The organism is Bradyrhizobium sp. AUGA SZCCT0283 (assembly GCF_018130385.1).
Lineage (GTDB): Bacteria > Pseudomonadota > Alphaproteobacteria > Rhizobiales > Xanthobacteraceae > Bradyrhizobium.
In genome coordinates this window covers 37,134-50,216 of sequence record NZ_JAFCLU010000025.1, presented here as the reverse complement: position 1 = coordinate 50,216, position 13,083 = coordinate 37,134, and the positions used below count along the sequence as shown (strand labels likewise).

Annotated in this window: 10 protein-coding genes and 1 pseudogene; 7 read left to right on the top strand and 4 right to left on the bottom strand. The window is 64.1% G+C overall.

What is annotated here, in order from left to right; genetic code table 11:
* Positions 1–64: 64 nt before the first annotated feature.
* Positions 65–586, bottom strand: a complete 522-nt coding sequence (locus JQ624_RS28155; RefSeq protein ID WP_212422164.1) for a DUF1269 domain-containing protein — start codon at positions 584–586, stop codon at positions 65–67.
* A gap of 534 nt (positions 587–1,120) precedes the next feature.
* Here JQ624_RS28155 and glsA point away from each other — a divergent pair.
* The 4 genes and pseudogenes from glsA to JQ624_RS28135 all read left to right on the top strand — a co-directional run bounded on the left by glsA (position 1,121) and on the right by JQ624_RS28135 (position 6,352).
* Entirely contained in the window at positions 1,121–2,119 is a 999-nt protein-coding gene (gene glsA / locus JQ624_RS28150; protein WP_212422163.1) for a glutaminase A, read from the top strand.
* A gap of 73 nt (positions 2,120–2,192) precedes the next feature.
* The gene (locus tag JQ624_RS28145) at positions 2,193–3,845 is read left to right on the top strand and encodes an MFS transporter (RefSeq protein WP_249130135.1); all 1,653 of its coding nucleotides are present in this window, start codon (positions 2,193–2,195) and stop codon (positions 3,843–3,845) included.
* A 393-nt stretch (positions 3,846–4,238) separates the two neighbouring features.
* A complete protein-coding gene (locus tag JQ624_RS28140; RefSeq protein WP_212422162.1) occupies positions 4,239–4,811 on the top strand; it encodes an HdeD family acid-resistance protein in 573 nt (190 codons plus the stop codon).
* A 129-nt stretch (positions 4,812–4,940) separates the two neighbouring features.
* Positions 4,941–6,352 (top strand): annotated as a pseudogene (locus JQ624_RS28135) (amidohydrolase family protein).
* 28 nt (positions 6,353–6,380) lie between these two features.
* Here JQ624_RS28135 and JQ624_RS28130 read toward each other — a convergent pair.
* Complete coding sequence (locus JQ624_RS28130; protein WP_212422161.1) at positions 6,381–7,319, bottom strand: diacylglycerol kinase family protein; 939 nt, start codon at positions 7,317–7,319, stop codon at positions 6,381–6,383.
* 140 nt (positions 7,320–7,459) lie between these two features.
* Complete coding sequence (locus JQ624_RS28125) at positions 7,460–8,713, bottom strand: hypothetical protein (RefSeq protein ID WP_212422160.1); 1,254 nt, start codon at positions 8,711–8,713, stop codon at positions 7,460–7,462.
* A 76-nt stretch (positions 8,714–8,789) separates the two neighbouring features.
* On the opposite strand from JQ624_RS28125, the gene JQ624_RS28120 reads away from it, so the two are divergent.
* Positions 8,790–9,989: an MFS transporter gene (locus tag JQ624_RS28120; RefSeq protein WP_212422159.1), complete on the top strand. Its 1,200-nt coding sequence runs from the start codon at positions 8,790–8,792 to the stop codon at positions 9,987–9,989.
* Here the strand turns inward: JQ624_RS28120 and dgcA are convergent.
* Entirely contained in the window at positions 9,959–10,954 is a 996-nt protein-coding gene (gene dgcA / locus JQ624_RS28115; RefSeq protein ID WP_212422158.1) for an N-acetyl-D-Glu racemase DgcA, read from the bottom strand. The genes JQ624_RS28120 and dgcA overlap by 31 nt on opposite strands.
* 138 nt (positions 10,955–11,092) lie before the next feature.
* On the opposite strand from dgcA, the gene JQ624_RS28110 reads away from it, so the two are divergent.
* Both JQ624_RS28110 and JQ624_RS28105 read left to right on the top strand, forming a co-directional pair.
* A complete protein-coding gene (locus JQ624_RS28110; protein ID WP_212422207.1) occupies positions 11,093–12,226 on the top strand; it encodes an MlaE family lipid ABC transporter permease subunit in 1,134 nt (377 codons plus the stop codon).
* Between the two features lie 2 nt (positions 12,227–12,228).
* The gene (locus tag JQ624_RS28105) at positions 12,229–12,999 is read left to right on the top strand and encodes an ABC transporter ATP-binding protein (protein ID WP_212422157.1); all 771 of its coding nucleotides are present in this window, start codon (positions 12,229–12,231) and stop codon (positions 12,997–12,999) included.
* The last annotated feature ends 84 nt before the right edge of the window (positions 13,000–13,083 follow it).

Below are 13,083 nucleotides of genomic sequence, written 5' to 3'. Positions count from 1 at the left end.
CAGCGGACAGCCGGCCACGGCGCCATGCCGAAAACCGGCTGATCCCTCAGCTGATCGCCGCGACCTAGGCGGCGTTTGTCTTGGGCGTGGCCGGCTCGGTGCTGGCCTTCGCCAGTGCGTCGCGAAGTTGCTGTTCCTTGGTATCGTCAAGTGATGTCTTGAGCACGGTGCCCCCCGCGTCCTTAATCTCGCGCAGCACCTTGTCAGGGGTCATGTTCTTGATGAGCACGAACAGCGCAGCGTTGCCCGGCTGCATGCTTGTCGACAAATCCTTCATGAAGGCGTCGTCGATGCCGTAATCCGACAGCGCGCCGCCGAGCGCGCCCGAAGCTGCGCCGAGCGCTACACCAAGGATGGGATTGAGGAAAATCACGCCGATCAGCAGCCCCCAGAAGCTGCCCGACACGGCGCCTATGGCTGTCGTATTGACGAGCTGGTTCAGCTTGACCGGGCCGGCCTCCGTCTTCACTGCAATCACGGCATCGCTGATCGTGATCAGATATTCCTTCTGCAGCTTGAACAGGCGCTGCCGCACTTCTTCGGCCTTTGCCTCGGATGGATAGATGATCGCGACTAGATCTGACATCTCCGTATCCTCCAACTCGATGATGGACATGATGTAGGCCGCATGGGGCGCATCTGACGGATCAATACTCCTTCTGCCGCGCAACGCGCGACGTCGTTGCCGGCAAATCCGTCGGCGGCGAGGACGATCCGGCAGGGCCGTCGATATCAGCGGCTAGCGGCCGGGTCGCTCGGGGGCCGTGCGGCTCAATTGCATGGTATCACAACCTGCGAGCGAACGGTTCACGCTTCGCTGATTGCTCTCATCAAACCGTCACAGCGCTCGATCAAATTGGTTTCTAATTCGCCGAGGTTTGTCGATGCGTCATCAGGCGCACCCCGCGATTTGTCACAAAGTTTTGTAGCGGAACACACTCCATGCAAACCTACTTTAAGGTTGTGTGATTGACTCCATACACTCTCGAGCGTTACGTTCCGGCACAAGTCAGAACAAGGCTGAAGCGGTCGATTCGGATCGTTTATCAGCGCGCAACTGTGTTGCCGAACGGCGCGATCATCCACAATCAGGATTGTTCAAGCCGGGTGGAGGAGTCCAATGGACTTTCCTTCGATCGCAGAACAAACAGACCGGCCATACATCTCGACGGGACATCTGCCTGAGCCTGAGATGGTGCAAAGACTGGTGTCCGAAGCTCACCGACGGTTCAAGTCGAACGGCGAGGGACACAATTCACAAGTCTATCCGGCGCTGGCCCGCGTTCCGCGCGAGCTGTTCGGGGTCTGCGTCGTCGGCACCAGCGGGCGCGTCTACGAGGCCGGCGACACCGAATATAAATTCTCGATCATGAGCGTGTCGAAGCCGTTCGTGTTCGCGCTGGTGTGCGAGACGATCGGTCCGGAGGACGCGCGTGCAAGACTTGGCGCGAACGCCACCGGCTTGCCGTTCAACTCGCTCGCGGCCGTCGAGCAGGGTGGCGGCAGGACCAATCCGATGGTGAATGCGGGCGCGATCGCGACCACAAGCCTCGTGCCGGGGCTGACCGCGGAAGGCCAATGGCAATTCATTCATGACGGGCTGTCGCGTTTTGCGGGCCGCAAGCTCTCGCTCAACGAAGAGGTCTATAGCTCGGCGTCGCAGACGAACTACCGCAACCGTAGCATCGCCCGGCTGCTGCAGAGCTACGACCGCATCTACTGCGACGCCAAGCAGGCGACCGATCTCTACACCAGGCAGTGCTCGCTGAATGTGAGTGCCAGGGATCTGGCGGTGATGGGCGCAACGTTGGCCGATGGTGGCGTCAATCCCGTCACCAAACAGCGCGTGGTCGACGCGGCGGTCTGCCACTACGCGCTCACCGTAATGATAACGGCGGGATTGTACGAGACCTCGGGCGACTGGCTTTACGACATCGGTCTGCCGGGCAAGAGCGGGATCGGCGGCGGCATCGTCGCGGTTTCTCCGGGCAAGGGCGGCTTCGGCACTTTCGCGCCGCCGCTCGACGCGGCCGGCAACAGCGTGAAGGGACAGCTGGCGGCAAAATTCCTGTCGCAGCGGCTGGGAATGGATTTGTTCGTATCGCAACCGGAAAACTGACGCAGATGCAAAGAGCGGATAGATCGGGCCGATGGCTCGATCGATCCGGAACCGAGCAACTCGGGAGGACGCCATGGCGACGCACTCGATGTCGATCGGAGCAATCCGGGAACAAGCGCGGGAGTCATGGGTGCCGATGATCGCGATCGCGCTCGGCCAGATGATCATGTCCTTCAACGTCGCCTCGCTGCCGGTCGCGCTCGGCGGGATGATCAAGAGTTTTGCGGTGCCGCCGACGACGGTCGCCACCGGCATCGTGGCCTATTCCATGCTGGTGGCCGGTTTCGTCATGCTGGGCGCCAAGCTCGCGCAGCGGTTCGGCGCGCTGCAGGTGTTCCGCTTCGCCGTGGTCCTGTTCTGCGCATCGCAGATATTGATGACGTTCAGCCCCACGGCAACGTTGATGATCACGGCACAGGCGCTGTGCGGCGCGGCCGGTGCGGTCATTGTGCCGTCGCTGGTGGCGCTGATCGCCGAAAACTACTCGGGGCGGCAGCAGGCAACGGCCGTGGGCGCGCTCGGCTCCGCGCGTGCGGCCGCCGGCGTGCTGGCGTTCATCATCGGCGGCGTGCTCGGCACCTATATCGGCTGGCGCCCGGCATTCGGAATTTTGATTGCGGTTTCGGCCATCGTGTTCCTGTTGAGCTTCCGTCTCAAGCGCGACTATGGCCGTCCGGATGTGCAGATCGACATCTTCGGCGTCGTTCTGGCGGCGTCAGCGATCATTCTGATCAGCTTCGGCTTCAACAATCTGAACGGATGGGGTGTTGTGCTCGCCACGGCCAATGCGCCATTCGATCTGCTCGGCCTTTCGCCGGCGCCGGTCATGATCATTCTCGGCGTTGTGCTCGGGCAGGCATTTCTGACCTGGACGCACCGGCGCCAGGCGGCCGGAAAGACGCCGCTATTGGCGCTCGAGGTGATCGACTCGCCGGAGGAGCGCTGCGCGGTCTACGCGTTGTTTGCGGTAGTCGCGCTGGAATCGGCACTCAATTTCTCGGTGCCGCTCTACATCCAGATCGTCCAGGGCCGCTCGCCGCTTGCAACCGCCATTGCGATGATGCCGTTCAACCTGACGGTATTCTTCACGGCGATGCTGATCGTCAACCTCTATGACCGGCTGACGCCGCGACAGATCGGCCGCTATGGCTTCATGCTGTGCACGATCGGCCTGGTGTGGCTCGCGTTTGTCGTGCGCAACGACTGGAGCGAGGTTCCGGTGCTGCTTGGCCTGGTCCTGTTCGGCATCGGCCAGGGTTCGCTGGTGACGCTCTTGTTCAACGTGCTGGTCACCGCCTCGCCCAAGGAACTGGCAGGCGACGTCGGCTCGCTGCGGGGCACGACGCAAAATCTTGCCGCCGCGGTCGGCACGGCGCTGGCGGGCGCGCTTCTGGTCGGCCTGTTGAGCACGATTGCCTTGAGCAATATCGCAGCGAATCCCGTGTTGCCGAAGGAGATTCAGAGCCAGGTCGATCTCGACAACATTACCTTCGTCAGCAACGACCGGCTGCGCAGCGTGATGGAAGGCACCACGGCAACGCCGCAACAGGTCACGGAAGCCGTGCGCGTCAATGCGGAAGCGCGGCTGCGTGCCCTGAAGATCGGGCTCTTGATCATGGCCGGCCTTGCGCTGCTGGCGATCATCCCGGCGGGCCGGCTGCCGAACTACCTGCCGGGCGAGATTCCGAGCGACGCGCCGACAGGCAGCCGGCTGAGACCGGGCTGATCGAATACGAGCATACGAAGAGGCGAGGAGAGGGACATCCCGGCAAGGAGAACAACGATGGATGCAATCGATCGCCGCGGTGCGTTGCGGAGCCTTCTTTGCGGCGTTGTAGCCACAGGACTGGGTGTGGGCTTGGTACCAGGCCCGGCCGAAGCGATGCCGCTCGCCATGGAAAAAAATCTCGGAAACAAGGCCGGTGATTTCAACCAAGAAGCTCAAGCCGTGGCTACCCGACCGCCGCCGCGGCCCATTCGCCATCCGCGTCGCCATCAGCATTGGCACCGTCGGCGCCGCCGTTGGGTCTGCTGGTGGCATCGTGGCCGTCGCGTATGCGGCTGGCGGTGAGCGTTCGAGTGCAGTCAGACGGGACGATCCGAAATCCAGGAGGATTCCATGGCCACAATTGACAATAGTTCGCCGATGGGCGTCACTAACCTGCCTGCGCCACCCTTCTGGGTTTGCGTTCTGCTCGGGCTCGTCATGATCGTGGCGGGATTCCTGGTGCTCGGGGACGTCATGCTCGTCACCGTGATCAGCACCATCTTCATCGGATGGGTCTCCATCATTGCGGGCGCCTTCGAGATCGTCCACGCGTTCTGGACCAAGGGATGGGGTGGATTTGTCTGGCAGGTGCTTCTCGGCATCCTGTACATCGCCTTTGGCGTCGTGCTGGTGGGGCAGCCGGTCGCCAGCGCGCTGATCCTCACCTACGTCCTCGGCCTGGTATTGCTGATTTCCGGTTTCGTTCGCATCTTGCTCGGCATCAGCCACTGGCGAGAAGCGGGCTGGATCATGCTGCTATCAGGCGTTTTCGGCGTATTGGCCGGTCTCGTGATCCTGACGGGATTTCCAATGACGGGATTGTGGGTCCTTGGATTCCTCCTCGGCGTCGACCTGATTTCTCATGGGATCGGATGGCTGGCTTACGCGTGGCTGCCGACGGCCAGGACAGCCAGCAGCACGTAGCGGATTTCGGATTCCGGAGGGTTGGCAGGTCTGCCTGGCCCGATGTGATTTGTGGCGCAGCGGGCTGCAGCATTGCAGTGGATGTTTTTGCTTCGTGCTGAACCGTGCGAGCTCGGGAGGGAGGTTTTTATGCCCTTAAGAGAATGGTCCGGAGTCGTCCAAATCCTGGCAGTCGTTGCATCGACGGCATTGAGCCTCACGGCGGGTTTACGTCCAGCGCAAGGTCAGCAGGGCGCGGCTGTCCTGTTTCAAGACGTACGCATCCTCGACGGCAGGAGCGACACGCTTTCAGCGTCGTCCAATGTCCTGGTCAGGGACAACAAGATCGAAAAAATATCTCCCGCAGCGATCACGGCAGACGCCGCGCAAACGGTCGTCATTGACGGTGGAGGGCGCGTGCTGATGCCGGGTCTTATCGACATGCATTGGCACGCGATGATGGCACGGTTGACACCAGCCGCCGCCCTCGGAGACGTCGGTTACAACAATATCGTGGCCGCCGACGAAGCCGCCGATACACTGATGCGAGGCTTCACCACCATTCGCGATCTCGGCGGACCGGCGTTCGGACTCAAGCGCGCCATCGATGACGGACTGGTGGCCGGTCCGCGCATCTATCCCTCCGGTGCCGTAATCACCGTCACCAGTGGCCATGGCGACTTCCGCCAGCTATCCGACCTGCCGCGCACCATCGGAGGGCTGCTCAGCCGCATGGAACTGATCGGCGGCAGCATGGTTGCGGACAGTCCGGATGAGGTTCGCGTACGCGTGCGCGAGCAACTCATGCAAGGCGCCTCGCAGATCAAGCTCACGGCGGGCGGTGGCGTCGCGTCGCCATTCAGCCCGCTCGACGTATCCACCTTTACCGAGGCGGAGTTGCGCACAGCCGTCGAAGCCGCCGAAAACTGGGGCACTTACGTTGCCACGCACGCCTATACGCCGGTTGCGATCCAGCGATCGATCGCGGCTGGCGTCAAATGCATCGAGCACGGCCATCTGATGGATGAGGCGACCGCGAAACTGATGGCTGAGAAGGGGATTTGGCTGAGCACGCAGCCGTTCTTCGATGACGAGGACGCCAGCCCGCTGCCGCCAGGCTCGGAGGAGCGGGCGAAGCAATTGCAGGTCATTGCCGGTACCGACACCGTCTATGCGCTGGCCAAGAAATACCGCCTCAAGACGGCCTTCGGCACCGACATCCTGTTTTCGCAGAAACTGGCGAGGCGCCAGGGCGCTCAATTGGCAAAATTGACGCGCTGGTACAGCGCTGCCGAGGTGCTGAAGATGGCGACAGCGGTTAACGCAGAGCTGCTAGCCCTCTCCGGGCTTCGTAATCCCTACCCGGGCAAGCTCGGTGTGGTCGAAGAGGGCGCGCTGGCCGACCTGTTGCTGGTGGACGGCAATCCAATCGACAACATCAAGCTGATCGAGGATCCGGCCAGAACTTTCTCGTCATCATGAAGGACGGCAAGATTCACAAAAACCTCGTCGCGAGCGACAAGGCCAAGGCTGCTGGTCCTCCAGAACGGACGTCTCGGTGACCGCTATGCCGGAGGGGACGACTTCGGGCTAAACCCGATTGACCGCCACCTTGAGGTGGAACGGCAGCATCGTCACCGACATCGGCAATTGTCCGATGCTTTCGCCGTCGACGTCGGCGCGGACCATCCGATCGCTGTCGATGGTGATCCGCGTCGCGTGACGCCGCGAGACTTTTGGGTGCGCCAGATAACTGCCGTCGCCGAGGTTGGGGACGATCTTCGTCAGGCTTTCCCAGCGGCCCATGTCGCCGACCAGGATCAGGTCGAGCTTGCGGTCGCCGGGGTCGGCGCCCGGTGCGAGCATCAAGCCTTCGCCCGCGCCGTCGAAACTGCACAGCATCAGCGACCACATCGGCAGGTTCTGTTCGGCCTCGTCATCGATCCTGATACGGTAGGCGCGCGGACTGTAGGTCAGCGACGTGAACGCCGTCATCAGGACGTAGCTGATCGGGCCGAGCCGCTTCAGGAGCGGCACGCGTTGCGCGCGCCAGGAAATCGTGGCGGCGGCGCCGACGATTGCGAGCACGAAGCCGTAGCGCGTCACCTGGTTGCCCGCATAGCCCCTGGCATCGGCGCGGAATACATCGATGTCGCGGGTGTGGCCCATGGCGATGGCCTTGCTGGCCTCGCCAAGCGAGAGCTGGCCGAAGGAGCGGGAGAGTTCGTTCGACGTGCCGCCCGGCAGTTGCGCCAGCACGAGGTCGGGAGCGATTGGCCGATCGTCCGAGATCACGCCATTCATCATCTCGCTGAAGGTGCCGTCGCCGCCGACGGAGACCAGACGCTGGTAACCGGCATCGACGGCTTCCCGCGCCAGCTTCGTCGCGTGATTGCGCGCGCGGGTCATCGCAATATCGTCGTCATCGATCGGGCCGAGATGCTTTTCGAGTTCGGCGCGAATCTGCGGCCAGCGCTTGCCGCAACTGCCCTTGTTCGCCATCGGATTGACGATGATCCTGGTTTTCACGGCTATCTCCGCTGCGAAGACAATCGCGCCAGCTTGACGTCGGCGGCGGCGTGAAGCAACCGGAAAGCGAACTATTCGCAGATGCAACAAAATGCTGCAGGAGCGTCATGGAAGCCGGAGAGCTTCGACGCAGAGGGTTTTTACGAAAAGAACGCGATCTTCTCGGCCTGGCTCATGCGCCGGATCGGCGCCAGCGGGTCGTTGGCCGCGGTGACCGGCTTTCGCAGCATGCCGCTCGCGATGAGGGTCGAACCGAGCGACACTTCCATCGCGGGCACGGGCGCCGGTGCGGCGGCGGGCGGCGGGGGTGGCGGTTGAACCGCCTGTTGAACCGGCGGCGCCGGCGCGGCGACCGGTTCGGGCGCATTGGCGACGATCACGGGGGCGATCGGCGCAGGTTCCAATAAGCGGACTTGCTCGGCTACCGCTTCGGCGATCTCGTCGTCGCTGATCGGATCCGGCGCGCCCATCTCCATCGCGATCATGTCGAGGACCGCCTCGTCCTGGGCGTCGGCGTCTTGGGTGGCGATCTCGACAGCAGCTTCCTGGACCACGACTTCCTGGACAGCGGCTTCCTGGGCCGCGGCGGCCGGCGGCGTTTGGGTCAGCACGGCTTCCGCCGCCCCCTCGGCGGGCATGGCCAGCGAAGCGGACGGTGCCTCGGCAGCCTGCTGTGCCAAAGCTGCTTCGGCCGTCTCCGCCGCCGGAGCCATTTCCGGCGCGGCCGGGAAGGGCGCCGCTGCTTCGGTCTCGGCAGCCGGCGCTAACGGGCGGTCGTCGTCGCCGAATTCCACAAGCCGGCCCTGGAGGGCGGCAAAGGCCGCACGCAGCGCCGCTCTCGCCTCTTCGGAGGAGAATTGTTCGGTGCCCTTTTCGATGACGGTGACCTGCGAATCGATCAGGTCGCAGATCCGCCCGTCATTGCCGATTTCCCGCAACCGCCAGGCGATTTCCCGCAGCACCCGCGCCCCTTTGCGGACCGGCGCCAGCCGCTGCTCCAGCGCGAGGCTGTCGAGCGCTTCCACCGCCGATTCCTCGGCCGCCTCGACCGAACTGCGGATGGCGGCGAGCGCCTCGGTCAGGCGCTCCTGCGCCGCGGCCGCCGCGGCGACGGCTTCCGCGGCCTGCTGTGCCGAAAGGCCTTCCTCCCGTTGGAGGTTTTCTTGCCGCTGAAGGTCTTCTTCCCGCTGGTCGGTGAGGCTTTGCTCGATCCGCGCCACCGCATCCAGCACCATGCGGGTGTCGGCATTGCGGTTGCGCTTGGCGTATTCGGTCAGGAACCAGCGGCCCCGCGAAGTCTCCATGAAGGCTTCGGCGATCGCCGCATAGTCCTCCTCGCCCGGCAGCGCGGCGCGTGCTGAGATCGGCGAAAGGGCGAATGCTTCGTCGGCCATGTCAAACTCTTCGCGCAAATCAGCGCGCATTGCGATAACGAAACAACACGATATTGCCCGAATCGCAATTGAATTGATGCAGAACGAATCACAAATCCCCATCGCTTCTCAAGGCGCATCGAAGCGGTTCGCGACGCGGGTGGCGCTGTTCTACGGCACGCTGTTCGGCATGACCGGCGCCCATCTGCCGTTTTTCACGGTCTGGTTGAAGGCGGTCGGGATTGATCCGTTCTGGATAGGGCTGATCACGGCCGTACCCCCGGTGACCCGGTTTACGGTGCTGCCGCTGGTGACGGGCTTTGCGGAACGGCATCAGGCCTTGCGCGGCGGCATCATCGTGACCGCCTTTGCCACCGCCCTGGGCTTTTTCGTCCTGGGCACCCAGCATTTGCCGGTGCTGGTGTTCCTGATCTACGCCCTGACCTGCTGCCTGTGGACGCCCATGGTGCCGCTGACGGATGCCTATGCGTTGCGGGGCGTGAAACGCTATGGCCTCAACTACGGACCGTTGCGGCTGTGGGGCTCGGCCGCCTTCGTCCTCGGCGCGCTGGTCTGCGGGGTGCTGTTCGACCTCATCGCCGCCCGAAATCTGATCTGGATCATCGCAGGTTCCGCGGCGATCGGGGCGCTGGCCAGCCTCGCGCTGCAGCCGCTGGACGACACCAGGACGGCCCGCCCGGGCACCGGCAGCGCCAGCGCCTTGCTGCGCGACGGCGGCTTTCTCGCTGTTATCGTGGCGTCGGCGCTGATTCAGGCCAGCCATGCCGCCTATTACATTTTCGCGTCGATCGCCTGGCAGCAAGCGGGGTTCGACGGACTGACGATTGCAGTTCTGTGGGTCCTGGGCGTGATTGCCGAGATCGTGCTGTTCGCGCTGTCGCCGCGATTCACCCTGCAGCCGTCGATGCTGGTGGTGATCGCGGCCCTGAGCGCGGCCGCGCGCTGGGCGATAACGGCGCAGGACCCGCCTCTGGCTGTTCTCGCGATCGTCCAGCTCGCGCATGCGCTGAGTTTCGGGCTGACGCAGGTCGGAATCATGGGATTGATGCTGCATCACGTGCCCGGCCATGTGATGGCGCGGGCGCAAGGCTATCTGACCGCCTGCGGCGGCATCGTCGCCGGCCTCGCGTCGGTCGCGTCAGGCACGATCTACGAGAACTGGGGCCAGGGCATCTATTACGTAATGGCCGTGATGGCTGCTCTGGGCGGGCTGGTCGTCTGGCTGGCGCGGGATCGGCTCTCGCATCAGCCCCACAAGGCGGCTTCCGGCGGATAAACCAGACTGCCGTCGTAGGGCAGCCCGCCATCGCGGTCGCGCGCCAGCAGCAGGGGGCCGTCGAGATCCACGAATCTGGCCTGTGGCGCCAGCAGCATGGCCGGCGCCATCGCCAGCGAGGTCGCGACCATGCAGCCGATCATGATTTCAAAGCCGAGCGCGTGCGCGGCATCGGCCATGGCGAGCGCCTCCGTCAGCCCGCCGGTCTTGTCGAGCTTGATGTTGACGGCGTCGTAGCGCGCGCGAAGGCCGTCGAGAGAGGTACGGTCATGCACGCTTTCGTCGGCGCAGACCGCGACCCTTCGCTTGATGCGCGCCAGCGCCTCATCGCGGCCGGCCGGCAGCGGCTGTTCGACCAGCGTTACGCCGGCGTTGGCGCACGCGGCCAGGTTGTGTTCGAGATTATCCGGGGTCCAGGCTTCGTTGGCATCCGCGATCAGTTCGGATTCCGGGGCCACCTTGCGTACCGCGGCAATCCGCTCGGCATCGCCGTCGCCGCCGAGCTTGATCTTCAGCAGCGGCCGGCGCGCGGCCTTCGCGGTGGCTGCCGCCATCGCTTCCGGCGTCGCCAGCGAGATCGTGAAAGCGGTGGTGCAGGGGCGCGGCGCCGGCCGGCCAAGCAGGGTCCAGACCCGCTGCCCGGCGCTCTTGGCCTCGAGATCCAACAATGCGCAATCCAGTGCGTTGCGGGCGGCGCCTGCGGGCATCGCCGCCTGCAGGGCCGTTCGGTCCAGTCCCCTCGCAAGTGGTTCATGCATGGCGTTAAGGGCTTCCAGCGTCGCTTCCGGGGTCTCGCCGTAACGCGGGTAGGGCACGCATTCGCCACGGCCGGTCCGGCCGTCCTGGCTGACGGTGGCGACAACCGTGATGGCCTCGGTCTTGGCGCCCCGGCTGATGGTGAAGGCGCCTGCAATCGGCCAGCGTTCGATGCTGACGGCAAGCTTTCGGGAAAGGCTGGAAGTCATTTTAAAATCTGCAATTTTCTGAACCGCAAGCTTGCTCGCCGCTACCAACTATGGCTGGTTAGGGACAGATTCTACAAGACGAGCGGCGTGCGGAACCTGACGTTTTTCAGGGGGCATATCGGCCAAGGGATGGGCATGGTGAGCGGCAACCCGACATTGGAGCGGATCGCCAGAGGCAACGCGCTGGCGCTGTGCGCGACCGGCGCGTGGACGGCCCGCTTTGCGCCGGTGCTGGAACGAATGGTGGCCGACGCCGAGAAGCTCGGCGGCACCCGGCCCAACATCTTCATCGACGTCTCCCGGGTGTCGAAGCTCGACACATTCGGCGCCTGGCTGATCGAGCGGCTGCGGCGAAGCCTGACCCAGGGCGGCGTCGAGGCGCAGATCGCCGGGCTTTCGGCCAATTATTCCAGCCTGGTCGACGAGGTGCGCCGGGTGAAGGCCGAGCCGATCGTCGAAACCGATCGGGTGACGATCACGGGCATGCTGGAACAGATCGGCCGCAGCGTGGCCGGCGTCGGCGGCACGTTGGTCGGATTGATCGAGATGCTGGGCGCAGTGCTCGCCGCGGCCGGCCACGTCCTCATCCGCCCCCGCGGCTTCCGCCTGACCTCGACCATCCATCATCTGGAGCAGGTGTGCTGGCGCGCGGTGCCGATCGTGGTGCTGATCACGTTCCTGATCGGCTGCATCATCTCGCAGCAGGGCATTTTCCATTTCCGCAAGTTCGGCGCCGACATTTTTGTGGTCGACATGCTGGGCGTGCTGGTGCTCCGCGAGATCGGCGTGCTGCTGGTGGCGATCATGGTGGCGGGCCGCTCGGGCTCGGCTTACACCGCCGAACTCGGCTCGATGAAGATGCGCGAGGAGATCGACGCGCTGCGCACCATGGGCTTCGATCCGATCGAGGTTCTGATCCTGCCGCGGATGCTCGCGCTGGTGCTGGCGCTGCCGATTCTGGAGTTTCTGGGCGCGATGGCGGCACTTTACGGCGGCGGGCTGGTAGCGTGGCTCTATGGCGGCGTCGATCCCGAAGCCTTCCTGCTGCGGCTGCGCGACGCCATATCGATCGACCACTTCATCGTCGGCATCATCAAGGCGCCGGTCATGGCCGCCGTCATCGGCATCGTCGCCTGCGTCGAGGGGCTGGCCGTGCAGGGCAGCGCCGAGTCGCTCGGGCAACACACGACATCCTCGGTGGTGAAGGGAATCTTCTTCGTGATCGTGATGGACGGCGTGTTCGCCATCTTCTTCGCATCGATCGGAATGTGACCATGGCGGGCGAAATTTCCGACGCCATCATCCGGGTCCGCGACATCACCGTGCAGTTCGGCAAGATGCGGGTGCTGGACGGGCTCAATCTCGACGTCAAGCGCGGCGAGATTCTCGGGTTTGTCGGCCCGTCGGGCGCCGGAAAATCGGTGCTGACGCGCACCATCATCGGTCTCGTGCCCAAGCTCAGTGGACGCATCGAGGTGTTCGGCGTCGATCTCGATGCGGCAAGCGCCGCCGAGCGCCGCGGTGTCGAGCGGCGCTGGGGCATCCTGTTTCAGCAGGGCGCGCTGTTCTCCTCGCTCACCGTGCGCCAGAACATCCAGTTTCCGGTGCGCGAATATCTCAACGTCTCGCAGCGGCTGCTCGACGAGATCATGGTGGCCAAGCTCGGCATGGTGGGCCTGCGGCCCGAAGTCGCCGACCGCTATCCGTCCGAACTCTCCGGCGGCATGATCAAGCGCGTGGCGCTGGCGCGCGCGCTCGCGCTCGATCCCGAACTGGTGTTCCTGGACGAGCCGACCTCGGGGCTCGATCCGATCGGCGCCGGGGACTTCGACGAGCTGGTGCGCACCCTGCAGCGCACTTTGGGCCTGACCGTTTTCATGGTAACCCACGATCTCGACAGCCTTTATACGGCCTGCGACCGCATCGCGGTTTTAGGGAACGGTAAGATCATTGCAGCAGGATCGATTGCCGACATGCAGGCCTCGCAGCATCCCTGGCTGAGGCAATATTTCCACGGCAAGCGCGCCCGCGCGGTCATGGGCTAGAAGCGTGATCACGAAGCGGGCACCGGTTTTTGATGAGATCATGCTCAAACAAGCGATAAATGACGGGTTTGATCGGCGAAGCTG

What these genes read in the sequence shown, in the direction of transcription:
- JQ624_RS28155 (WP_212422164.1), bottom strand. Translation starts at nt 586, where the DNA reads ATGTCAGATCTAGTCGCGATCATCTATCCATCCGAGGCAAAGGCCGAA.
- glsA (WP_212422163.1), top strand. Translation starts at nt 1,121, where the DNA reads ATGGACTTTCCTTCGATCGCAGAACAAACAGACCGGCCATACATCTCG.
- JQ624_RS28145 (WP_249130135.1), top strand. Translation starts at nt 2,193, where the DNA reads ATGGCGACGCACTCGATGTCGATCGGAGCAATCCGGGAACAAGCGCGG.
- JQ624_RS28140 (WP_212422162.1), top strand. Translation starts at nt 4,239, where the DNA reads ATGGCCACAATTGACAATAGTTCGCCGATGGGCGTCACTAACCTGCCT.
- JQ624_RS28125 (WP_212422160.1), bottom strand. Translation starts at nt 8,713, where the DNA reads ATGGCCGACGAAGCATTCGCCCTTTCGCCGATCTCAGCACGCGCCGCG.
- JQ624_RS28120 (WP_212422159.1), top strand. Translation starts at nt 8,790, where the DNA reads ATGCAGAACGAATCACAAATCCCCATCGCTTCTCAAGGCGCATCGAAG.
- dgcA (WP_212422158.1), bottom strand. Translation starts at nt 10,954, where the DNA reads ATGACTTCCAGCCTTTCCCGAAAGCTTGCCGTCAGCATCGAACGCTGG.
- JQ624_RS28105 (WP_212422157.1), top strand. Translation starts at nt 12,229, where the DNA reads ATGGCGGGCGAAATTTCCGACGCCATCATCCGGGTCCGCGACATCACC.